This is a genomic window from uncultured Microbacterium sp. (genome assembly GCF_947632095.1).
Lineage (GTDB): Bacteria > Actinomycetota > Actinomycetes > Actinomycetales > Microbacteriaceae > Microbacterium.
The window spans coordinates 24,111-46,665 of record NZ_CANROA010000012.1 but is presented as its reverse complement, the minus strand read 5'-3'; the positions used below and the strand labels follow the sequence as shown (position 1 = coordinate 46,665).

Genomic DNA, 22,555 nt, shown 5'->3' with positions numbered 1-22,555 from the left:
CGTCAGCCGATCAGGGTGAGCACGAGGCGCGAGGGCTCCTGAGCGCGCACGGCGTGCGGCACCCCGCCGTCGGCGCGAACGAGCGCACCGGCTGCCAGGTCATGGCTTGCTCCTCCGATGTCGAACTGAACGCGTCCGCCGACGACGTGGATCAGCACGGGCACCCCGGCGACGTGCTCTTCAAGGACGGCTCCGGCGTCGAGGGCGATCGTGCGAACACGCAGGCCCGGCTCATCGTGAACCTTGCCGACGGCGATTCCGCCCGCGCGTCCCGGGGAGCGCTCATCGAGGTCGGCGAGGCCGGTGCTGAGCACGTCGAATGCGTTGGTCATTGCTTCTCCTGGTGGGTCGAGTCGATGCGGACGATCCTCTTGTCCATGGTGATGATGCCCTCATCCTGCCCTCTTATTCCCAACCGCCCATTTCTGCGAGGTTCCCCAGGTGCGCTCCCCTACGCTGAAAGTCATGGATTCCGGCGCGGAGAACCTCAATGCGATCGCCCAGTGGGCGGTCACCCTCATGGAGACCCTCGGCGGCCTTGGCGCCGGTGTCGCGATCGCCCTGGAGAACCTCTTCCCGCCGCTGCCGAGTGAGATCATCCTGCCACTGGCCGGCTTCACCGCTGCGCAGGGAAGCCTGGGCCTGCTCGAGGTTCTGATCTGGACCACGATCGGCTCGGTCGTGGGCGCGATCGCCCTCTACGGGCTCGGCGCCTGGCTCGGACGTCGGCGCATGTACGCCATCGCCGACAAGCTGCCCCTCATCAAGCTCGAAGACGTCGAGCGCACCGAGGCCTGGTTCGACCGGCACGGATCGAAGGCCGTGTTCTTCGGCCGGATGATCCCGATCTTCCGCAGCCTCATCTCGATCCCCGCCGGCATCGAGCGGATGCCGCTCGTGCGCTTCCTACTGCTGACCACCGCGGGCAGCGCGATCTGGAACACGATATTCGTGCTCGCCGGTTTCTTCCTCGGAGCCAACTGGCACATCGTCGAGGACTATGCGGGCATCTTCCAGAAGATCGTCATCGTCGTCGTGGCCGTCGCCGCGATCACCTGGATCACGCTCCGCATTCGCCAGGTGCGTCGCAACCGTGCGGCCACGGCGACCGAACCGCCCGCCTCCGATGACTGAACACAGTTCTGGGCCGCTGAGCCGACTCTTCGAGAAGAAGCCCTCCGCAGGGATCGTGCGCACCATCGTGCGCGTCGTCCTCGGCGTGATGATCCTGGGCGCGGGCATCGGCCATCTGACGGTGGCGCGTGAGGAGTTCCAAGCGCAGGTGCCGCCGTGGCTGCCGTTGGATGTCGACTTCGTGGTTCTGGCATCCGGTGTCGTGGAGATCCTGCTCGGCCTCGCCCTCGTCTTCCTCGGCCGCTACCGGGTGGTCGTAGGCCTCGTCGCGGCGCTCTTCTTCATCGCCGTGTTCCCCGGCAACATCGCGCAGTGGCTCGAGGGACGCGACGGGTTCGGCCTCGACACGGATGCCGCCCGCTTCGCTCGTCTGTTCTTCCAGCCGGTGCTCGTGCTCGTCGTGCTGTGGGCGACCGGTGCGTGGCGCGATCGGCCGTGGCGACGTGAGCGTCGCTGACACGGGCGCCGAGCAGTCCCCGATCCGCACGCTGGGGATCCTCGGCGCGGGACGCCTCGGAGGTGTGATCGCGCAGCTCGCGGCATCCGCCGGTCTGCGCGTTCTGATCTCGGCGTCCGGCGATCCGCGCCTGATCGCCGGCCGTGCGGCATCGTTGGGCGCGGAGCCCGCGCCGCGAGAATCGGTGATCGCCGAATCGGATGCTGTGCTGCTCGCCCTCCCCCTCGCGAAGTTCCGGATGCTTCTCCCAGAATCGTTCCGCGGCAAACTCGTCATCGATGCGATGAATTACTGGTGGGCGTCCGACGGCATCCGCGACGAGTTCTCCGACCCGCGCACATCCACGAGTGAGCTCGTGCAGCAGCATTTCCTCGGCGCACGTGTCGTGAAGGCGCTCAGCCACATGGGTTATCACGACATGGCCGACGATGCCCGGCCCGCCGGCGCCGCAGACCGCAAGGCCATCGCGCTCGCCGGTGACGAAGCATCCGATATCGCTCTCGTCTCCTCCCTCATCGATGCCCTCGGATTCGACCCCGTGCCTGCCGGCCCCCTCGCGGCCGGCATCGCCCTCGAACCCGGGGCCGAAGCGTTCGGCGCCGATGTCGACGCCGAACAGCTTCGCGAGATGGTCGACGGCTTCTGGGATTCTCAGCGCGGGATCATCGTGGCGCGGGCACGCGCCGAGTCAGCTCACTGACTCGGCGCGGGGTTCGCGTGTGCGCCCTGCACCTCACCCCGACCCCAGATTCTCTCTGATTCGTCCTCCACAGCGGGGCGGCGGATTCTCTGCCAATTCCGCCCGCCGCGCGCGAAGGTCTCGTGCACGGCGGCGGGCACCTCCGCCGGCGGGATCGGCAGATTCAGATCGCTCTTTCGTCTGCCAGCACCAGCTCCACCCACTCGAGCTGGAACTCTTCGATACCACCAGCCGCATGATGAGCTAACTCGCTTGAGTTCAGGAATTCTGAAGGTAGTTGAGGCGGGAACTCACGGCATCACGGCCAGTTTCAGCGTACTTTCTGCCGTGAGTTCCTCGCCGTCTACACGCGTGCCAGGCTGACCCGTTGCGCAGCGTCCCAAGCCTGAGTGGCGACCTGGGCCGCGTCCCACGGCGACCCGAGTGGCGGCGTGTACGAGAGGTCGAGTTCGCTGACCTGCTCGATCGTGAGGCCGGCGTAGAGGGCAGTGGCATAAGTGTCGACGCGTTTGGCGGTTTCGGTTTCGCGCCTACCGACGAGTTGCGCGCCGAGGAGCAGGCCAGTGTTGGTGTCGCCAGTGATGCGGAAGCTGATCGGCTGCGCGCCTGGGTAGTACCGCTTGTGGTCATCCGCGGCCGCTGCGACGGTAGCGGGTGTGTAGCCGGCAGCGGTGGCTTCGTGGTCGCGGAGTCCGGTGCGGGCGGCGACGAGGTCGAAGATCTTCACGACCTGGGTACCGACTGACCCGGCGAACTTCCGATCCCCACCGAGCGCGTTCTCCCCAGCGATGCGGCCCTGCTTGTGGGCGGTGGTGCCGAGCGGAAGGTAGGTCGGGCCAAGGAGGCGGTGGTGGGTGATGATGCCGTCCCCTGCACCCCACACGTGCGGAAGCCCTGTGCGCATCCACTCATCGACCACGACCGCGCCGCCCGCGCCGAGAGTTGCGCCCGACTGCTCGAGAAGTTCCGTGTTCGGGCGGACCCCGACGACGACGAGCACCAGATCGGCGGTCTGCTCGAACGAGCTGCCGCTGCGGATTCCGGTGACGTTTAGCCCGGCGGCGGTCTTCTGGATGCCGCTGATCGTGGTGTTGGTGATGATCTCGACGCCGTGGGTGGTGAGTTCGTCGTGGACGAGTGCACCGAGTTCGGGGTCGAGGGTGGAGAGGACTTCGGGGCCGCGCTGGATCTGGGTGACGTGCAGACCGCGGACGGTGAAAGCTTCGGCCATCTCCAGGCCGACGTATCCGGCTCCGACGATGATCGCAGACTGCGGCCGGTGGTTGTCGAGGAACCGGTCGAGGGCGAAGGTGTCGCCCATCGAGTGGATGACGTGTACTCCGTCCTCCGGGGTCAGCACGTCGAGGCCTGTGATCCCGGCGTGGGACGGCAGGGCTCCGGTGCCGACGATCAGCTCGTCATAGGCGAGGTCTTCCGTGCTACCGCCGGGAGTGCGGACGGCGAGCTTGCGACCCGCGACGTCGATGCCGGTGCCGAAGGTGTTCAGGCGCAGGTTCATGCCGGCGGCTTCGAGATCGGCCGCGGTGCGGTGGGCCAGGGACTGCCAGGGGGCAACCTCGCCGGTGAAGTAGTACGGGATGCCGCAGATGGAGAAGTTCGGGTACTCGTCGGCCACGACGACGGTGACGTCGGTGCTGGGGTCGAGTTCGCGGGCGCGGAGCGCGGCGGAGATGCCGGCGTCGGAGCCGCCGATGGCGATCAGGTGAGTCATGCGTGTGCCTTTCGAGAGAGGGGGAAGAACAACAGAACGAGAACGACGCCGAGGGCCGCGCCGACGAGTTGCGCGCCGAGGAACCAGAGCGCGGAGGTCGGCGCGATGCCGGCGAAAGTGTCGGAGAAGATCCGGCCAATGGTCACGGCGGGATTGGCGAACGAGGTCGAGGACGTGAACCAGTAGGCCGCCCCGATATACGCACCGACGACCGGGGCGACGATCGTGCCCCGTCCGGTACGGGCCAGGGCGAAGATCACCAGTACCAGACCCGCGGTCGCGACGATCTCCCCGAGCAGATGCCCGGCCGAGAGACGATCGGTGGTGGCTATGGCAGTGGGGGTCTCGAACATCAGGTTCGCGAGTACCGCACCACCAATCCCACCCACGATCTGCGCGAGGATGTAAACCACGATTTCGCGGGCAGTGTGGCGTGTCCCAAGAATCCGGTCGGCGAGAGTCACGACGGGGTTGAAGTGCGCCCCGCTGACGGTCTGGAACAGCAGGATCAGGACGGTGAGGCCGAGGGCTGTGGCGAGGGAGTTCTCCAGCAGCTGGAGTCCGACATCGTCCGGCGACAGCCGCTGGGCCGCGATCCCGGAGCCGACGACGACGGTCACGAGCAGGCCGGTGCCGACGAACTCGGCGGCTGCGCGACGCCAGAGCGGCAGGGGCTCGGGGGTCTGGGTGGTGTTCATTTCGGGATCACCTTGACGACGATACATTACTCAGTCATTATTGAGGTAATGAACATTGAGGAAACTACCCTGGCGGTGCGAGTGGCGCGATACGCAGCCCTCGCCGATCCCGTGCGGCTCCGCATCATCGACTTGCTCACCCTGGGCGATGTCGCCCCGGTGGAGCTGCAGGTGGAGCTTGGCATCTCATCGAGCCTGCTCGCGCATCACTTGAACATCTTGGAACGCGAAGGCCTGTTGCTGCGTACCCGGTCGGAGGCCGACCGTCGGCGCACCTACCTGCACCTGGCTCCCCGCGCCTTCAAGGGACTGATCCCGTCCCCAGCGGTTGGGGTGCGGCGGGTGGTGTTCGTCTGTACGGGCAACTCGGCGCGCTCCCAACTTGCCGCCGCGCTCTGGCACGACGCCAGCGACATCCCGGTGGCCTCAGCGGGCACGCACCCAGCCGCCGCGATCGAGCCCGGCGCGATCGCCGCCGCGACCCGGCACAGCCTCACCCTCCAAGCCCGCGCGCCGCAAAGCGTGGACGAGGTACTGGGCGCAGACGACTATGTGATCACCGTCTGCGACACCGCCCACGAAGAACTCGGCGATACCGGCCTCCTGCACTGGTCCGTTCCTGACCCGGTACGCGAGGGCACGGATGCTGCCTTCGATGCCGCGTTCGAGGATCTCGCCGCTCGCATCCACAATCTCGCTCCTCGCCTGACTGCTACGAAGAATGGATGACTCTGATGCTGAACGATAAACGCGCCTCGGTCACGATCGACCAGGAATCCGCCCTCTCCTCGGGTGCCGAGCGCCTGACTCGCGAGTTCGAGGGAACCTTCGGGCGGGAGACCATCGACCGATTCCTCCACTCTTCCTACACTGAGCTCTCGGCACGCGCGACTGTACCGAACTACCTTCCGCTATTGACGGAGAAGTTCGCGAAGCAGCGGCTGCGCGCCCTCGCCAAAGTCGACGGGCTCCTCGTGGATGGGAAGCCGACCGTGCTGTTCCTCTGCGTGCACAATGCCGGCCGGTCGCAGATGGCGCTCGGCTTCTTCCAGCACTACGCCGGCGACCTCGCGGTCGGCTGGTCCGGCGGCTCCGAACCCGGCGACACCGTGAGCCCGGTCGCGATCGAGGTCATGGCCGAGAAGGGCATCGACATCGCCACCGAATACCCCAAACCCTGGACGGACGAGGTCGTCCAGGCAGCGGATGTGGTGATCACGATGGGCTGCGGAGACGCCTGCCCGATCTTCCCCGGCAAACGCTACGAAGAATGGGCCCTGGCCGACCCCACCGGATGGAACCCCGACGGGGTGCGGCCCGTGCGCGACGAGATCGAACGCCGCGTCCTAACCCTGCTCGACGAACTCGGCGTCCCCGCCCGAACCTAAACCGTGCTGTCGACGGGTGCCCGTCCGAGCTGGATGACCTGTGGCGCCGGTGCGCAGCACGCGCCGCCCTTCGCTCCGGTCGGATCGTCGAAGAGGCCGGCCCCGCCGCACACGCCGGTGTCCGGGAGGACCAGCTCGACCCGCTTGGCGGCTTCATGGTCCCCGGCGAGTTCCGCGATGACGCTGCGGACCTGCTCGTAGCCTGTCAGCGCGAGGAACGTCGGGGCACGCCCGTAGGACTTCGCTCCGACAATGAAGAAGCCCTGCTCCGGCTGCGCGAGATCGGCGGCTCCGGTCGCGCGGACAGAGCCGCAGGAGTGCAGGTTCGGATCGACGTCGGCCGCGATCCGAACCGGTGCCTGCAACCGCGCGTCCAGGTCCAGGCGCACCTCCGACAGGAAGGACAGGTCGGGGCGGAACCCGGTCAGCACCACCACCCGGTCAGCGCGGTCGAGTGCTCGGCCGTCCTCGGAGATCAGGACCGCCCCGTCGTCGGTCGCCTCGATCCGTTCGACCCGGAACCCGGTCACGAGATCCACCAACCCCTGCTCGACCGCGCTCTTCGCACGCAGGCCGAGCGCGCCGCGCTCGGGAAGCTCGTCTGCTTCGCCGCCGCCGAAGGTGCCGCCCACCGTGCCGCGGCGCAGGACCCAGGTGATCTTCGTGTTCGGGTGCTGGCGGGCGATCCGGGCCAGCTCAGTGATCGCTGTCGTTGCGGAGTGCCCATTGCCGACCACGACCGTGTGCCGGCCCGCGAACTCTTCCGCGTCGGCAAACGCGGGAATCCGATAAGACAAGACCCCTGCTGCGCCCGCCTCACCCAAAGCGGGAAGACCGTCGGCCCCCACGGGATTCGGACGCGACCACGTGCCGGACGCGTCGATCACGGCCTGCGCCTCGATGCGCGACTCCGTACCGTCCACGCCCTGAACATGAACGACGAACGGCTGCTCGGCGCGGCCGGCGTCCACGAGAAGATCGCGACCCTTGCGGCCCACACCCGTCACCGTCACCCCATACCGGACCCGATCACCGAGGGCCTTCGCGAGCGGGGCGAGATAGCCGGAAATCCAGACCGAACCGGTCGGATACCCGCTCGCCGGGGTCCGCCACCCCGTCGGCTCAAGAAGACGACCAGCCGCAGGATCGACCAGCTCCAGCCAGGGCGAGAACAACCGCACATGCCCCCACTCCGACACCGCCGCAGCAGGAATCGCACCCTGCTCCAACACCAACGGCTCCAGGCCCCGCTCTAGGAGATGCGCAGCAGCCGCCAGACCTTGCGGCCCCGCACCGATCACCACAACAGGAAGAACCACGTCAAACCCCTCACATCGAAAACAATCAATGTATCGAGACTTGTCGATGTATCGACAGATGTCAATACGACTGGCAGAATGAACACCATGACCATCGCACTCCCGCTCCTCACCCAGAACGACGCTGCGTGCTGCGGCACCGTCGCCGGCGGCGCGCTAGAGAACGAGCAGGCCGAGCGCATCGCCCGCGTTTTCAAAGCGCTCGGCGACCCGACCCGCGTGAAGCTGCTTTCACTGATTGGCGGGAGCGAGACCGGGGAGATGTGCATCTGCGACCTCACCGACCCCGTCGGACTGTCCCAGCCCACCGTGTCGCACCACATGAAGCAGCTCGTCGACGCAGGACTCGCCACCCGCGAGCAACGCGGCAAATGGGCCTACTTCCGCGTCGTCGACGGTGCACTGGAGGGTGCTGCGCGGACGTTGTTGCCGCAGTGACCCGGTAGTCGTTCAGGTGCCGATGTCGCTGTCGAGGACGCGCGCGTAGCGGGCGGCCGCGTCGACTCTGAGGCCGAACAGGTCACGATGCGGCGGATGTCGCCGCTGGTGGCTTGGATCTCGTGGAGGTGCACAAACAAACTTACGGCAGTTGGGACATGAACGATGGGTGGGCGCCGACGCGCACCTCCGTGGCATGAGCAATCGCAATAGTCCTGCGGACCCGCCGCCCGGGTCGCCCTCCACCCTCCCACTCGCAGTGATCACGGTCAACGAGCGCGGCACCATGACCGTCAGCTACGACGGGCGCAACTTCCCGCCTCCAACGACGGATGCCTCTTGGAGTCGGGCACGCTTTGGGGATCTTCTTGACGCGATAACCGGCCACCGCACTCGCACCGTCCGAGTTGAGGTGCACGAGTTCGATGGCTCCGTGTTCACCGACATCGTCCATGCGGCGCGACGAGAACAGCCCATCGCAGACGTTCAGTCACCCAGCACGATGCGGCGAGCGCGGCACCGCCCAACGCATCATCTGATCGAGGTGACCGGGTCCGGATTCGTCCCTGGCGAGGACGTCACCGTCGCGCTTTCAGTCTCCAGTGCTGAAGGATCCGCTGACGGGAGCGCTCGTGCGGTCATCGATTTGAGCCGACTCATGGATCACCGGTCGGAGATCCTGCTCATCGGACGCGTCTCCGGCGTCATCATCACCGAGCCTTTGCCGTCATGAGCGCCCCACACGGTCAGGGAGGGGGTCTCGGTGATGAGTTGACCAACTTTCTGATGATCGCGCTGGTCGCCGTCTTCGGCGTCGCCGCCGTCTTGCGAGTTGCGGGTTCCATTGCGGCATTCCTCACTGGCTCTGGACAGCCCCAGGTCGGGATTGCTGGCGGAGTCGCCGTGCTGTTCAACCCGTCGAACCCGGCCGAGGTGCTGCAGGCACCCGGGCTGAATACGATCCTCTACTGGTCGATTGCAGTACTACTGCTCCTGGTGCTCGGCGGTGTTATCGGGTGGGCTTGGGTCTGTTGGCGTCGGCACGCCCACAACGTCGACACCGATCCACGGCGGCTTGCCGGAACTGCCAGCAGTCATGAGGTACTAGCGAGCGCGTCTGCGAAGGCGCTCCTGCGCCGGGCTGTGACGCTGCGCCCTTCGCTGGATCAGCCAAAGCCCGAGGACGTGGGCTACCTGCTCGGGCGCTCGCACGGCAAGCAGGTATGGGCCAGCGTCGAAGACTCGATTCTCCTCATCGGTCCGCCACGTTCGGGCAAGGGTCTGCACATTGTGATCCCGGCGATTCTTGATGCACCGGGTGCAGTCGTGACGACGTCCACCCGGCCCGACAATTTGACGGCAACGATGCGGGCACGCGAGCGGATCGGCCCCGTCGCTGTCTTCGATCCACAGCATCTTGCTGAAGGCGTCCCCGCCGGGCTGCGGTGGTCGCCAATTCGGGGGTGTGAGGATCCGCTGACCGCGATGATCCGGGCGACTGGCCTTGCAGCAGCCACCGAGCTATCCGCTGGCGGCGTCGAGGGCGGAGGGTTCTGGGAGGGGAAGACTCGCATCGCTCTCCAGTCGCTCCTTCACGCGGCCGCTCTCGATTGTCGGAGTCCGGCTGAGCTGTTCCGATGGACACTCGACCCATCAGCAGCCGCCGAGGCTGTCGCCATCCTGACGGGCTCACCGTTGGCTGCCACGGGCTGGGCAGATTCGCTGGACGCAACGCTCGACGCCGACCCGCGCACACGTGACAGCATCTGGCAGGGCGTTTCGCTCACACTGTCAGCGCTGGCCGACCCCAGAGTGCTTGATGCCGTCAGCCCTGAAGAAGGCGAGCAGTTCGATCCCGAGAGCTTCATCCGCGACCGTGGCACGCTGTATCTTCTGGCGACCGGCGTTGGGGCCGGGAACAGTGCAGCTCTCGTCGCAGCATTCGTCGAAGACCTCGTTGAGACCGCCCGTCGCATGGCTGCTCGATCACCCGGCGCGCGGCTCGACCCACCGCTGCTGTTTGCGCTCGACGAAATCGGAAACCTCGCGCCACTACCCTCGCTGCCCACACTCATGGCGGAAGGTGGCGGCACCGGCATTACAACGATGCCGGTGCTTCAATCCCTTGCCCAGGCGCGGGACAAATGGTCAGAGCACAAAGCGGCGGCGATCTGGGACGCCAGTATCGCGAAGATCATCCTTGGTGGCGCCTCGAACTCGCGAGACCTTCAAGACCTTTCCACGCTGATCGGCGAACGAGACGAGTTCACCGACTCCGTCACTCTCGGCGACCATGGCTCGCGCTCCAACCAGCGTTCCATCCGTCGCGTACCGATTTTGCCGCCCGACCGCATTCGCACATTGCCGTTTGGAACAGGGGTCATTTTGCTCCGATCCGCTCCACCGATCATCACGGACCTCCACCCCTGGCCTAAGCGCTCCGATGGTGAACAGCTCAAAGCAGATCGTGCGGCGGTTGAATCGCTGTTGAGACGCCCTGCAGCGCAATGATCCGCACTGGGGCGCGGCGCGCACCTGTCTATTGCAGTGGCCACCACATCGGATGGCCGCCCCAACAGATCAAGGAGTCGTCATGTCCATCGACACCCAACAAGCCATCACAGGATTCATCGCGACCGAGCCCCGTCTGACCTACACCGACGACGGTACCGCGCGGTTCTACGCTCGGATCGGCATAGAGCATTCGCAGCAGACCCCAGACGGAAGCTTCACGCAGCTCGACCCGTCCTTCCACGACATGAGTGCCTTCCGGCGCGCAGCCGAAGAAGGAGTCGCTCGATTCCACAAGGGCGACAAGTTCATCGCCACTGGGCGTGTGCGCGAGTACAGCTACGAGAAGGACGGCCAGACAGTCGCAGCCGAGGAATTCATCGTCTCCCGCTTCGGTCACGACCTTGCACGTACCCAATACGAGGTCGATCGCGGACCCCATCGCGACAGCAACACGCGCGAGGCGACCGGTCGTGATGCTTCCCCTTTTGAAGCCCCCGCCCGAGCACGAGCGCAGTCAGATGTCGCTCCTGCGGTCAGCATCTGAGCAGGAGCGGTCATCATGAGTGACTTCGTCCCCACAGCTGAAGCACACGAAGGGCGCGACGAGGATGACTACGACGAATCGCTGGTCGCTGAACCACCGCATCCGATCAACTGGAATCTCCTCACCGCGAACGACGCGGAGGTCGAGTGGCTGGAACTGAATCGCTGGATCGACTGGCTCCGCCGAACCTACGGACTCCCAGCCGCAGTGATCCCGCCGTACTGGCATCGTCACCCCGAACTCGTGTGGGAGCTGTCAGCGCTCCACCTGCACTGGCTGTGCGCCTACGACCCCAACCAAAACGGATCCGCACCGCTGGGCTGGCATCGCGACTTTGCGGATGTTCGCCTCCGCCTCCGAGACTGGGTAGCTACATCCGGGACTCGACTCGATCGTGATCGCCCCACACGGCAAGCCACCTGGCCCGGCGAAGAGGCACCTACTCCCTCCGGAGAGTCAATGATCACCGACCGGGAAGCCGACTTCGTCGAGTTCGTCGTTGATGACGTTCAGCGACGTCAGGCAGCCGAGGACGAGTTCTACCGCTCACTCGGCAACCCTCCGCTGGAGGAGTCATGAGCAACGCGGCAGAAGCGACCGCGCCCGTCTCACCATTGCTGGATAGTCGAGAGGTCGCCTCGTACCTGAAGGTTTCCGAATCGACATTGTCTCGATGGCGCTCCGCGGAGACCGGGCCACCATTCATCAAGCTCGGCGGTATCGCCCGGTACCGGCTCGAAGCCATCGACGAATGGCTGCAGAAATTGGAGCCGCACCATGGCGCGCCCAGTTGAGCCGATGCCAGAGTCCTCACCCCGACCGGTGCCACCGATCGGGGTGAGGATCTCCACCGACATGGAACGACGCTCCTACGGGATTCGAGCGCGGGCACGCTGGACCGATCCGCTCACCAAGCAGCGCGTGATCCGTACCGAGATCGTGAAGGACGAGGCAACCGCACGGGCATTCTTCGAAACGCTCCGTAATTCTTCGGTCAAGGGAATGGACGTCTCCATGACGCTCCTGGAGTTCTTCACCTCGATCGAGGATCGATGGGCACGCGGCCTCGATATGACCTCTACCGGCGACAACTACCGGTATGGTCTTCGGCTCCGAGTGCTCCCGGCGCTTGGCCATCTGCGCGTCACTCAGATCACCGCGGGAATGATCGACCGCACGATCGACGACTGGGAGAAGCAGTATGGCGCATCGACGATCAAGAACACCATCGCCCCACTCGTGCGGGTACTCGACGAAGCCGTTCGCGATGGCCTAATCACAATCAATCCCGCCAAACACCGTGCGAAGCGGAGTCTCCACAGAAACGCCTTCCGAAATCAACCCGCCGAAGATGCTGCCCCGCGCGCGCACGCGATCCCTGACATGCAGAAGCTGAACCAGCTCGCCTCCGCCTGCGGCGCCGTCCATCAGTCCTATTCAGACTTCGTGATGCTCGCCGCTCTGCTGGCAGCACGTTCTTCAGAAGTCTCCGGACTTCAAGTCGGAGACGTGGACTTCACAAAGAACCTCGTCATCATCCGAAGGCAGGCCTTTCCCGGCAGGGGTGGCCTCATCACCAAACCAACCAAAAGCCGCAAAGAGCGTCGCGTGCCGATTCTCGACCCACTCCGGCCGGTCCTGAAACGACTCTGTGCGTTCAAGCAATCGGACGCACCACTCCTCGTCGGTCCGCGGGGCGGTTTCCTCACGACGGCCACCGTTCGCGATGCGACCAGCTGGGACCAGGTCGTCGCCGACCTCGGCCTGCCGAATCTCACCCGCCACGGCCTCCGACACACCGGCGCCACCTGGCTCGCCGACGCCGGGGTCCCCCTCCATGTCCTCCAAGAGATCCTCGGACACGCCTCAATCGAGACAACACGCGGCTACCTCCACCCCGATGACCGCCACCTCGCCTCTGCCGCAGAACAAGCCAACGCCTTCCTCAGCAGAGACACACCTCGGAACCCATCGGGGCGACCGCGGCAGGGCACGGGACGCAGGCTATGAGCGGCTCAGTCGTGGATTTCCACCGTTCTGGTCCCCTTTTGGTCCCCTTATCCACAGACAGGGCATGCGACGGATTCTGCCATCCACAGGTCGACCACGCCAACCTGTGCAGGGGGACCAGAGGGGGACCAGAAAAAACGACGTTCAGAAACAACAAATCCCTGATGAAAATTGCTTCTCATCAGGGATTTTCTGTCGGGCTGACAGGATTTGAACCTGCGACCCCTTGGAAAACCCCTGGTCAGAGCGGGTTTTTCCGAAAATCTTGGATTGTCTCGGGTTCCCTAGTGTGGTCTGGGAAGTAGGCGTTTCGCCTCCTTCGAGTGTACCCGGTCATCGCCGGTCTCCCAGGAGTGATTGAGTTGGGTTTTTGGCGTGTTCGGCGCGAGACAAGTGCCCGGAAAACTGAGAGCCACCGGACTCGACTGAGCGTGCAGCGACGAGTGGGCGCTATGCACCTTCGGTTGATTGAGCCGCCCAAACCGGAGCGTTCCGCCGGGGAATCCGAGGTACCTCGGTCGAAAGTTAGCGCGAGGGTGAGCTGGTCTCCACGACATCACTGAGCTAGAATGATGTTGTGCACTGCAGTAGCGGTGTGAAGTGAGCTCGGCAGCCTTCCGGACGGTCGGTGAGCCGAGCTTCGCGCTTTCATGGCGACAGCTTGGTAATCCCCGCGATGAGCGGGTCGGCGCGTTTCTTCCATTCTCCGCCTTTGGTGTAGCTCCACGCGATCGCGTCGGCTACCCACAGCAGCGGCTCCTGATGCGGCACTTCGTGAGCGTAGCTAAGTATGTCGCCAAGCCCGTGACGCCTGACTTCACGGAACAGAATCTGACGATCAGCCTTCTCGATTGATTCGTCACGCTCAATCACGATCTTGGTGTGCGCGTGCTCCGCAGCATGAGCGACGATCCCTGTCAGACAGGCCTCACGGCCAAGGAGTTGGCTCTTCGTCGCACAGTGGAATACCTGCGCTTGAGCACCGAACGCGGTGAGTCGAGAGAGGATCAGCCGCTTACGCTCGGGCTGTTCCTTGGTGAAGTGGATCCGCCGCTGGCCTGGGAGCACCAGCGATCGCACGTCGCGACGCAGACTGGTCGCGTCGCCGGGCACGACCAGAGCCGCAACCATCGTGTATCCCTTGGCCTTCGATTCGTCCACGAACAGGATGCTCATGATGCGCCTGCTTCCGTGAATCGAACCTTCTTCCGGCTCGCTGCTTGCGCGTCATCGATGGCTTTCTTCGAGAACGGACCTTGCAGGGTGTAACGGAACTCCTCTGCCCAACCGTTGGGCGACCGAGGCGAAGGAACGAACGAGCTGGTCTTGCTCAGCAAGCCGCGAGCTTCCAGTCCACGAAGCCCTCGACGCGCCGTAGATTCTGATACCCCATACCAGTTGGCGGACTGGTTGAGAGGCAAGGGAAAGTCATCCTGCTGGTCGAGCGCGATCAGCAGCATCAACTTCTCGGGGTGACTGAGCGACGCGTCGTACTCATCGATCCAGTAGGAGTAGGGCAGGCGCAACCAGTGCCCGTCTCCAGCCTTCTTGGGTCGAGTGTATTCCTCGCCAGTACCCGCTTCGTGAAGGAGCTTGTACTGCATCTCGTTGCCCTTGCGTTCGCGTTCGAGCAGACGCAGCGAAACGAGCTTCGTGACGACCTTCGACCAACGAGACTTCCCCGCCTCGAATGTCGCTGCTTCATCAAGTCGCACAATCTGCACCCACGTCGCCGCTGGGTAGGCCGCAACATAGGGCTCGCTGCTGGATGCCAGCGCATGGAGGAGGAGATAGGCGTCCAGAGCGAAACTGTCCCGTGCAAGAAGTGCGAGACTTGATCCGCGACCCCCCTCCGTTCCGCGAGGTTTCTGAATGAAACCTCGACGGATCGGCACGAAGGCACGTCTGGTGCCTTCGAGCATAGGGATCAGGAGATCGCGCCGTGGCGGCCGCACCTGTGGGGCGGTTTTCGCCCCAGCATGTGGGCGGGTCGCTTTATCCATACTTATAAGATTACCGCACAAAGGACTGTGGGTTGCATCATTAGACCGAAGTGGCTTGCCCTCACAGATACCCCAATGTGAGAGCATAATGATAGCTGCAAGGTCAATGCGAGTCCATGTGCGATGTCCAAGTTGGGCGGGTTTCCGCGAGGGCTCCGCCTCGCTGGTGGGTTGCCGGTGCAGGCGCATGGCTGAGTGCGGAGAGTGAGTTGCCGATTTCGGACATGACTCGATGCCGATTAGCGTCTCTTCGGCACTCTCGGTACGGAGAAAAGACCTGGTGCAGCTGGAAGCCTTCGATGCAGGGCACACGCAGGCGTGGGACTCGGATTCTCAGCGGTGGAAGTCTTCTGTCAGCACTTGGCTGTCCGGACATCTACTGGTCTGAGTTCAGGTGCTTGAAGCGCTGAACTGCTTCGCCTGCTCCACCTGCTCGGTGGCCAGGTAGCGGAAGCTCTGCGAGGGTTCGATTCCGAGCACTGTTCTGAGGGATTCGAGGGACACCGGTTGTTCCCAGGAGTCTGGGCAGTCAACCTCCAAGAGCGTCGATTCTTCGGCGCCTTCGAGATACGCGTTGAGGTCGCGCTCGCTAATACCAATGTCTGATCCATGCAATCCCCACACGCAATCAGGGTTCACCTTGATCGTTCGCCGAAGACGCACGGTGCCGAGGACCGCTTTCTCAGGGGAACTTGAATACAGAACGACTGTGGTTCCCGGATCGATGTTTGGGAACCTGCGCCGTACTTCGATCGTCTTGCGTCCCTCCAGGATCGCCCGAGCGTACTGCGGCTTTATCGATAAGAGTAGGGCTCGGGTCATCGCTGAGCCCACCTCGGTTGCATACGCATGATGTCATCGAACACACCGGGTGTTGCTCGACGGGCGGTGATCTTGGAAGTTGTCACGTCGTGCTTCTTCAGAATGCGGTCGAATGTCGCGCGATCAAGGGGACTTTCGAGTAGCTGTGTGTCCTCGACCCGCAATACCGCCACTTTCCCGTTCTTTGCGTGTGCTTCGATGATCTGCCCATCATTCGGGTGTACTCGGCCGCGGCAACAGGACCGTCGCTTAATCGCGCGCGGCCCGGGTTGATTCGATTCGTCTTCTGACTCAATGGGTCAGGGCGGATTCGCGTTTCGTCGGTTGGAGTGGTGCCAGCTTCTCTGGGTCCAGCTCATGACGACGGAGCAGTTGAGCGTTCAGAGCGACGATGATCGTGGAGAGCGACATCAGCACGGCGGCTGCGGCCGGTGGGAGTGTGAATCCGATCGGCGCGAGCACACCCGCGGCCAGCGGCACAGAGATCACGTTGTAGGCGGTTGCCCACACCAGGTTCTGCACCATCTTCCGGTAGGAGGCGTGTGAAAGCTCGATCGCACTCAACACGGCGCGCGGATCGCTCGATACCAGAACGATGCCTGCCGACTCGATCGCGACGTCGGTACCCGCACCGATCGCGACACCCACATCCGCGCGGGCAAGAGCAGGTGCGTCATTCACGCCGTCGCCAACCATCGCGACCTTGTAACCGCGGTCCTGCAACTCGGCAACTTTGTCCGACTTGTCACCGGGCAGAACCCCAGCGAAGACCTCATCGATGCCGAGGTCAGCTGCAACCGCATCCGCCACCTGCTGGGCGTCGCCGGTGATCATGCCCACGCGGATACCGCGTCGATGCAGTTCATCGATGGCAGCCCGAGACTCGGGACGAATCACATCTTGCAGGGCGAATGCACCTTCGATGCGACCGTCGATAACCGCGAAGAGGACGCTCGATCCAAGGGACTCCCATTCGGAGACCTTCGCTTGAATGCCCTCGGGGATGGACAGACCAAGTGAATCGAGCAGGCGCGGTCCACCGACCCGCACTTCGACGCCATCCACTGATGCTGTGACTCCTACGCCCGGCTCGGAACGGAACGCGTCCACCGATGGCATTGCCGATCCGGCAGCGTGTTCCTGCGCCCATGCGCCGATGGCGCGGGCGACCGGGTGCTCGCTGGGGGATTCTGCGGCGGCAGCCAGCAGGAACGCGCGCTCCGGGTCGGCGCCCGGGACGATGGTTGCCGCCGTGACCGCGTGGCGACCTTCGGTGAGGGTTCCGGTCTTGTCGAACATGACGACGTCGACGCTACGCATGCGCTCAAGCGCCAGACGGTCCTTGACGAGAACGCCAGCGCGAGCGGCGCGCTCGGTTGCGATGGAGATCACGAGCGGGATGGCAAGACCCAGAGCATGCGGGCACGCGATGATCAGCACCGTCACGGCGCGGGTGATGGCATCGGCGGGGCTACCGACAATGAGCCACACGATCACCGTGATGATGGCCGCGGTGACTGCGAAGTAGAACAGCAAGGCCGCTGCACGGTCGGCGAGTGCCTGCGCACGGGTGGACGATGCTTGCGCATCAGCAACCAGTCGACGAATGCCAGCCAGCGCGGTGTTCTCGCCAACGGCGGTCACACGAACCTGGATTGCGGAGTCAGTGGCGATGGTGCCCGCTGTGACCGCGTCTCCAGCGGTGCGGGTAACGGTCGTTGATTCACCGGTGACCATGGACTCATCCATGTCGGCGAACCCTGTTTCTACAGTGCCGTCGGCTGGCACGCGCCCTCCGGCTCGCACGAGGACGAGGTCACCCGTTGCGACATCGGTGCTCGGCACTTGCTCCACGGTTCCGTCTTCGCGGACCAGCTCGGCGGTATCGGGCAGCAATGCAGCAAGGGCATCAAGAGCGCTTGATGCCCCACCGAGCGCGCGCATTTCCAGCCAGTGCCCGAGGAGCATGATGACCACGAGCAAGGCGAGTTCCCACCAGAAGTCGAGGTCAAGCCCAGCGCCCAGCGACGTGGCCCAGGACGCGAGGAACGCGACGGTGATGGCCATCGCGATCAGCAGCATCATGCCTGGTTGCCGAAGCCGGATCTCCCGGAGCGCGCCCTTCAAGAACGGCATGCCGCCGTAGAAGAAGATAACCGTGCCAAGGACCGGGGCGATCCATGTCGTCCAGCCGGTTTCAGGTATGTGGTAGCCGAAAATCATCGCGACCATCGGACTAAAGATGACCACCGGAATCGACAGCACAAGCGTCACCCAGAACCGGTTGCGGAACATCGCGACGCTGTGTCCGGCATGCGCACCCGTGTCATGATCCGCGTGGGCGTCGTGGTTCGCTGCCCCGTGGGCATGGCCCGCATGAGCGTCGTGGGCGGCAGGCTGATCCAGACGCGCGTCGGTAGCGGTTTCAGCGTGCGCGTGGTGATCAGGATGCGCCTGTGCCTGATGATGGTTGTGGTGGCCGGATGCGTTGTCCCTAGTTAGCGCCTCCGGCGGGTGATCGCCGTGACCTCCCGAGTGGTCGTGGTGCTCATGGGCTGGATCTCGATGCATGGTGAAGTCCTTTCTATCGGCGGGTGCATCGGGCTCGATGCCCCGCTGTTGTCGGGTGGGAGTCGCCGTGTCTCATCGGGCGGCTCCCGAAAATCACGTGAGTTGGAGCGTGGTGATGCAGGTCGCCGCGTCGTTCGCGGTCGAGAACGGGGTTTCGCCGGTCTTCCCGTCGTACGTCACCTCGATCGTCCCGCTCAGGTTGCGGGGGAGCCAGAACCCAGCGAACCCGTTGTCGAACGTGGTCGTGGTTTCTTCGAGAATCACGTCACCGGTCGCATCGTCGATGAACCGCACCTCGATTTGCTGCGCAGAGAGTTCTCCTCGGCAGGTCGTGAGGCTGTGGTAAAAGCACTCGTGTGTTTGCGAAACGAAGGGGGCAACCGAGACATAGGTCACGTCATCCGGCATGTCCAAGGAGACTTCGGTGACGTTGTCGGTCAGGACGAGGGCATCGGGCTGTACGGATGCGATCAAGTCGGTAGGCCGGTCGCTCACGTTCATCCGGTCGAGCGTGTCGACGATCTCCCTCGCCGACATGTCGGTCAGGTTGTGAAAGGCGAGCAGGTCGGCACTGGGTGTGTTGGGCACCGCAGCATCCGGGGCGGAGCACCCAGCCAGCGTAAGGGAGAGGATTGCCGCAGCTGCCGCGGCAAGGGTTGTGAATCGCTTCATAGCGTCGTCGTCTTTCAGTCGAGGCCCGGCTGTGGCCCTGGGTAGCCAAGGGTGCGCAACCGGTGCTGTGTGTTGGTGTTGCTGGGGTCGGCGCGCAAGTAGTTTCGCGCCGACCCCAGGGGGATGGGTGGTTAGAGGCGCAGCAAGATGTCGCGCATGGTCTCGATCTCACTGTTCTGGGTGTCGATGATCGCCTGTGCCATCGCGACGGCATCCGGATTCACCCCGGAATCGACCTGAGCTTGCGCCATCTCCACGGCGCCCTCGTGATGCACGATCATCTGCTCCAGGAACAGTCGGCTCGCGTCGGGTCCAGTTGCGGCTTCGAGTGCCTGCATGTCTTCCTCGGTCATCATGCCGTCCATGTGGCTGCCGTGGCCCATGCTCATGCCATCGGTTGCGGCCTGTGGCATGCCCCAGGTTTCGAGCATGGTGTTGAGCGTGTCGATCTCAGGCTGTTGTGCGGCTTTGATTTCTTCGGCGAGGGTGACAACGCGAGGGTCGATGTCATCCTTCGCGAGAATCAGGTCGGACATCTCGACGGCTTGCACATGGTGAGGCACCATCATCTGCGCGAACATCACGTCAGCAGAGTTGAAGTCCTCCGCCACTGATGATGGCGCTGTCGAAGTAGCAGGTGCGGGTTCCGCTGGGCCAGTCGTGCAACCGGCAAGGACCAGTCCGGCGGCGAGGATGCCCGGGACAATAAATAAGGCTCGGAGTTTCATGAGTTATTCCAATACGTCGAAGAATTTGGGATCGGCAAAGCGAGGCCATGCGCACGTGGCGCGGCCCCGGTAGACCGATCAAGTTCGACTGATGGAGAGTTCTTGCGGCGACGGCGTCATCGGACGAGGCGCACCGCGGACATGCACTGCGATCTTCAATGCGCGCGCACCGAACCAGTGATCGGTGGCCAATCGCCGGGCAAGAACGAAGAGGAAGAACACACCTGCGGTCAGGAACACGAGCATGCAGATGACCTGGACCATGTCATGTTCGCCGCAGCTCGCTCGGCAGGCGACACCGGAATCCGCAAGTCCATCTGCGTGCGCGGCCGTTGGGTGCTCGCCATGCCCGGAGGTGACCGCCGTCGGGGCGCTTCCAGGCGCGGCTTCAGCGTTCATTACCGACGCCGTTGCAGGTGCGGCCTCGTGGCTCCCACCATGCCCGAAGGCGTGCATGAGTACGGCGCACAGGAGGAGAGCACCGAGTGCGAATAGCGCAACGAGGAACCGGGGTGGGTGCGGGCGGACCGGACGCGAAGGGGCGGTATTCGTTATCGACATACCTCCACCTCCCGGGCCGGTAAGACTCAAATTGCCTCACCCATTCTATTCAATATCATTCCGCATGATACCTCCCCGGGGTATTCAACGGGAGCGTGGCTTCTGCGTGGCATGTGCCAAAGGACGGAGCGAGCAGCTGTCCGAGGTCGGCACCCACGGCGCTGACCCTGCGCACTGAACCAAGGTATGCCGTAGAGATTCCTGTCGCCTGGACTTGATCGATCACGCCGGTCGTAGGCATAGACCAGACCTTCGTCTGTAGCCCCACGCGTCTGGCAGATCATGGATGAGCGGTCCACAAAGAACTCGATGATTTACGATTTCCTCGATCTGCCAGAGGCGTGGCAGCGGAAAGGTCATGTGTGTATATATCGGCGCTTGACTGGCACCTTGGGAGACGATGTGCACCTATTTTTATGTATGCACACTGGCGGGAGGAGACTGTCATGCCCAGGTCGAACTCTTGCGCGTTCGAAGTAGTTTTGAGCTGGAGGAGCAGGCATGCGGGTGTGACGCCCAACCTCAACCCCAACCGCCATCCCAAAATCCGCATGAAGCGCTACTTCACGGGTTCAACGGTCCCGCCGAATCGGCGGGACCTGAAATTCCGCGGATCAGGTGACGGTGCCGCAAAATTTGCGGGGCCGTCACGCTACCTCTAGTCCGATTCTGTCACGTCGCGAGTGGTTGACCCGAGGTCGGCGGACATGCTGCAACGGTACGCCGAGCATCCGCGAATGTCTACGCTTTCTTCCCGAAAGCGCGGTCGAGCATCTCGGCGGTCGCCGGGTTGACCATCTCGTTGCGGCGGATGTAGTGCTGCACCGTGATCGCCGGGTCCGTGTGCCCGAGCAGTTCGGCGGCGAGGTCGACGCCAGCCTCGTTGCTGATAGCGGTGGCAACCGTGCGACGAAACATGTGCGGCGTGACGCCCTCGATGCCCGCGAGATCGAGCACGTGCCGCAGCTGCCTGCGCACGTTGTTCGTCGTCAGCGGGCCACCGTCACGATTGCAGAACAATAGTGCATCAAGCGAGGCGTCACCACGGCGGGCGAGCCTGAGCCGCACCGCCTCAGCAGCGAACGCGGGGAGTGCAACCGTGCGCCTGGACTTCGCGGTCTTCGGGTGATCCTGTCGCTGGGTCGGTTCGCCGCGGTGCGCAACGATGGTGCCGCTAATGCGAATCGACGGCGGGGCGCTCACGATATCGATATCGCGGCGACGAATCGCGAGCACCTCACCGATGCGAGCCGACGTGCCGAGCATCACCTCGACGATCGCGCCGAGCTGCCCGTCCGGTTTCGGGCCGGTGGGTGAGAGCCCGGTCTCCCAGAACGCGATCGCGGTGCGGATGGCGTTCACCTCGGCGGGGGTGAGCGCGTTCGGTGTCGTCGGGGGTTTCCGGAGCCGTGAGACGTGATCCATCGGGTTGCGCGGCAGCACCTCGTGTCGCACCGCGAGCCCGAGCGCGAGCCGCAATGCCACCCGGGCCTGCTTGGCACGGTTGTAGCTTTGCTTCGCCAGCTGCTTCAAGAAGTGGTCGCAGCGGGCCACGCCGATCTCACGCAGCGTGAGGTCTTTGAACACGGGCATCACGAGCGTGCGCATGTTGCGTTCGTACAGCTGTCGGGTGGTGGTCGAGAGCCGGTCCTCAAGATCGAGATCTTCAAGCCAGTACGCCACCAGGTCGGGGAACGGGCTATCGGCAGTCAGCCCGATGCCTGCGGGCTGGTAGAGCGTGCGCTCGGAAAGCTTCACTTTCAACCGTTGCTCGGCGGCGCGCTTCGTGTCACCGGTGGCTTGCACGAGCCTGGACTTTCCATCCCAGTCGCGATATCTCGCACGGGCGGTCACGCGACCGTTCGACGCGGTCTGAAACCCGATCGTGCCGAACGTGCCGATGGTGAGGCGTGGGCGGCTCATCGGGTCACCTCCCGTCGAGTGGGGAAGCCTTGGCGCCGTCGCGTTGCTGCTCGATCCAGACACGTACGTCGGAAACGGTGAACTTCAGGTGTTTGCCGAAGCGGTACGCGGGCGGGCCGAGGCCGCGGGTGCGCCAGTCGTAGATCGTCGAGACGGGGATGCCCAAATACGTGGCCAGCTCGCCAACATCGATCAGGGGCTCCAGGCCCCACGGGGTGGGTTGCGCTTCGGTGTCCATAACGAACAGGTGCACGGCGCGCATCGCCGCTGACCGTACACAACCGGGGCGGTCGGGGCCCTGCCGGGTGACTGCCGCCCGAATGCCCCCTCGGCGTGTCAAA

The 22,555-nt window shown here is 64.2% G+C and carries 25 protein-coding genes; 12 read left to right on the top strand and 13 right to left on the bottom strand.

The features are described from left to right. Positions 1-2: 2 nt before the first annotated feature. Positions 3-332, bottom strand: coding sequence for a cupin domain-containing protein (locus Q0Z66_RS05435; protein WP_298038649.1), 330 nt, complete (start codon positions 330-332; stop codon positions 3-5). A 133-nt stretch (positions 333-465) separates the two neighbouring features. Between Q0Z66_RS05435 and Q0Z66_RS05430 the strand changes: the two genes are divergently transcribed. Genes Q0Z66_RS05430 through Q0Z66_RS05420 form a run of 3 tightly spaced genes read left to right on the top strand, consistent with a single transcriptional unit; the run spans position 466 to position 2,291 of the window. Further along, positions 466-1,134, top strand: a complete 669-nt coding sequence (locus Q0Z66_RS05430; protein WP_298038646.1) for a DedA family protein — start codon at positions 466-468, stop codon at positions 1,132-1,134. Then, on the top strand, positions 1,127-1,591 hold the full coding sequence (locus Q0Z66_RS05425; RefSeq protein ID WP_298038643.1) for a hypothetical protein: 465 nt from the start codon (positions 1,127-1,129) through the stop codon (positions 1,589-1,591). Before Q0Z66_RS05430 ends, Q0Z66_RS05425 begins: the two co-directional genes overlap by 8 nt. Then, on the top strand, positions 1,578-2,291 hold the full coding sequence (locus tag Q0Z66_RS05420; RefSeq protein ID WP_298038641.1) for an NAD(P)-binding domain-containing protein: 714 nt from the start codon (positions 1,578-1,580) through the stop codon (positions 2,289-2,291). The genes Q0Z66_RS05425 and Q0Z66_RS05420 overlap by 14 nt, the downstream gene beginning before the upstream one ends. 343 nt (positions 2,292-2,634) lie before the next feature. On the opposite strand, the gene Q0Z66_RS05415 is transcribed toward Q0Z66_RS05420, so the two are convergent. Continuing rightward, entirely contained in the window at positions 2,635-4,023 is a 1,389-nt protein-coding gene (locus tag Q0Z66_RS05415; protein ID WP_298038639.1) for an FAD-dependent oxidoreductase, read from the bottom strand. Next, positions 4,020-4,721 carry an MIP/aquaporin family protein gene (locus Q0Z66_RS05410; RefSeq protein ID WP_298038638.1) on the bottom strand — a complete coding sequence of 234 codons (702 nt, stop codon included), beginning with the start codon at positions 4,719-4,721 and terminating at the stop codon, positions 4,020-4,022. The genes Q0Z66_RS05415 and Q0Z66_RS05410 overlap by 4 nt, the downstream gene beginning before the upstream one ends. Before the next feature lie 48 nt (positions 4,722-4,769). Here Q0Z66_RS05410 and Q0Z66_RS05405 point away from each other — a divergent pair, with 48 nt between their 5' ends. Continuing rightward, entirely contained in the window at positions 4,770-5,450 is a 681-nt protein-coding gene (locus Q0Z66_RS05405) for an ArsR family transcriptional regulator (protein WP_298038636.1), read from the top strand. A 5-nt stretch (positions 5,451-5,455) separates the two neighbouring features. Beyond that, the gene (locus Q0Z66_RS05400; protein ID WP_298038633.1) at positions 5,456-6,109 is read left to right on the top strand and encodes an arsenate reductase ArsC; all 654 of its coding nucleotides are present in this window, start codon (positions 5,456-5,458) and stop codon (positions 6,107-6,109) included. Here the strand turns inward: Q0Z66_RS05400 and Q0Z66_RS05395 are convergent. After that, complete coding sequence (locus Q0Z66_RS05395; protein ID WP_298038632.1) at positions 6,106-7,428, bottom strand: NAD(P)-binding domain-containing protein; 1,323 nt, start codon at positions 7,426-7,428, stop codon at positions 6,106-6,108. The genes Q0Z66_RS05400 and Q0Z66_RS05395 overlap by 4 nt on opposite strands. Before the next feature lie 87 nt (positions 7,429-7,515). On the opposite strand from Q0Z66_RS05395, the gene Q0Z66_RS05390 reads away from it, so the two are divergent. The 7 genes from Q0Z66_RS05390 to Q0Z66_RS05360 all read left to right on the top strand — a co-directional run bounded on the left by Q0Z66_RS05390 (position 7,516) and on the right by Q0Z66_RS05360 (position 12,934). Beyond that, positions 7,516-7,866: a metalloregulator ArsR/SmtB family transcription factor gene (locus Q0Z66_RS05390; RefSeq protein WP_298038630.1), complete on the top strand. Its 351-nt coding sequence runs from the start codon at positions 7,516-7,518 to the stop codon at positions 7,864-7,866. 259 nt (positions 7,867-8,125) lie between these two features. Beyond that, positions 8,126-8,599: a hypothetical protein gene (locus Q0Z66_RS05385; protein ID WP_298038627.1), complete on the top strand. Its 474-nt coding sequence runs from the start codon at positions 8,126-8,128 to the stop codon at positions 8,597-8,599. Next, a complete protein-coding gene (locus Q0Z66_RS05380) occupies positions 8,596-10,377 on the top strand; it encodes a type IV secretory system conjugative DNA transfer family protein (protein WP_298038624.1) in 1,782 nt (593 codons plus the stop codon). The genes Q0Z66_RS05385 and Q0Z66_RS05380 overlap by 4 nt, the downstream gene beginning before the upstream one ends. Before the next feature lie 82 nt (positions 10,378-10,459). Then, positions 10,460-10,924, top strand: a complete 465-nt coding sequence (locus Q0Z66_RS05375) for a single-stranded DNA-binding protein (protein ID WP_298038621.1) — start codon at positions 10,460-10,462, stop codon at positions 10,922-10,924. A gap of 15 nt (positions 10,925-10,939) precedes the next feature. Then, the gene (locus Q0Z66_RS05370; protein ID WP_298038619.1) at positions 10,940-11,503 is read left to right on the top strand and encodes a hypothetical protein; all 564 of its coding nucleotides are present in this window, start codon (positions 10,940-10,942) and stop codon (positions 11,501-11,503) included. Next, on the top strand, positions 11,500-11,718 hold the full coding sequence (locus Q0Z66_RS05365) for a helix-turn-helix domain-containing protein (RefSeq protein WP_033107407.1): 219 nt from the start codon (positions 11,500-11,502) through the stop codon (positions 11,716-11,718). Before Q0Z66_RS05370 ends, Q0Z66_RS05365 begins: the two co-directional genes overlap by 4 nt. A gap of 61 nt (positions 11,719-11,779) precedes the next feature. Next, positions 11,780-12,934 carry a site-specific integrase gene (locus Q0Z66_RS05360; RefSeq protein WP_298038615.1) on the top strand — a complete coding sequence of 385 codons (1,155 nt, stop codon included), beginning with the start codon at positions 11,780-11,782 and terminating at the stop codon, positions 12,932-12,934. A 648-nt stretch (positions 12,935-13,582) separates the two neighbouring features. On the opposite strand, the gene Q0Z66_RS05355 is transcribed toward Q0Z66_RS05360, so the two are convergent. From Q0Z66_RS05355 to Q0Z66_RS05315, 9 genes are all read right to left on the bottom strand, one after another. Continuing rightward, positions 13,583-14,110 (bottom strand): DUF3800 domain-containing protein, encoded by a 528-nt coding sequence (locus Q0Z66_RS05355; protein WP_298038613.1) that lies wholly within the window; start codon positions 14,108-14,110, stop codon positions 13,583-13,585. Then, positions 14,107-14,856 carry a hypothetical protein gene (locus Q0Z66_RS05350; protein ID WP_298038610.1) on the bottom strand — a complete coding sequence of 250 codons (750 nt, stop codon included), beginning with the start codon at positions 14,854-14,856 and terminating at the stop codon, positions 14,107-14,109. The genes Q0Z66_RS05355 and Q0Z66_RS05350 overlap by 4 nt, the downstream gene beginning before the upstream one ends. Before the next feature lie 471 nt (positions 14,857-15,327). Continuing rightward, complete coding sequence (locus Q0Z66_RS05345) at positions 15,328-15,759, bottom strand: ASCH domain-containing protein (RefSeq protein WP_298038609.1); 432 nt, start codon at positions 15,757-15,759, stop codon at positions 15,328-15,330. Positions 15,760-16,050: 291 nt separating this feature from the next. Continuing rightward, positions 16,051-18,330, bottom strand: coding sequence for a heavy metal translocating P-type ATPase (locus tag Q0Z66_RS05340; RefSeq protein ID WP_298038607.1), 2,280 nt, complete (start codon positions 18,328-18,330; stop codon positions 16,051-16,053). A gap of 93 nt (positions 18,331-18,423) precedes the next feature. Next, a complete protein-coding gene (locus tag Q0Z66_RS05335; protein ID WP_298038604.1) occupies positions 18,424-18,918 on the bottom strand; it encodes a CueP family metal-binding protein in 495 nt (164 codons plus the stop codon). A 215-nt stretch (positions 18,919-19,133) separates the two neighbouring features. Further along, the gene (locus Q0Z66_RS05330; protein WP_366938976.1) at positions 19,134-19,583 is read right to left on the bottom strand and encodes a DUF305 domain-containing protein; all 450 of its coding nucleotides are present in this window, start codon (positions 19,581-19,583) and stop codon (positions 19,134-19,136) included. Positions 19,584-19,808: 225 nt separating this feature from the next. Next, the gene (locus Q0Z66_RS05325) at positions 19,809-20,129 is read right to left on the bottom strand and encodes a hypothetical protein (RefSeq protein ID WP_298038598.1); all 321 of its coding nucleotides are present in this window, start codon (positions 20,127-20,129) and stop codon (positions 19,809-19,811) included. 903 nt (positions 20,130-21,032) lie between these two features. Continuing rightward, positions 21,033-22,214: a tyrosine-type recombinase/integrase gene (locus Q0Z66_RS05320; protein ID WP_298038595.1), complete on the bottom strand. Its 1,182-nt coding sequence runs from the start codon at positions 22,212-22,214 to the stop codon at positions 21,033-21,035. 4 nt (positions 22,215-22,218) lie between these two features. Continuing rightward, positions 22,219-22,476, bottom strand: coding sequence for a helix-turn-helix domain-containing protein (locus Q0Z66_RS05315; protein WP_298038593.1), 258 nt, complete (start codon positions 22,474-22,476; stop codon positions 22,219-22,221). Between the last annotated feature and the right edge of the window lie 79 nt (positions 22,477-22,555).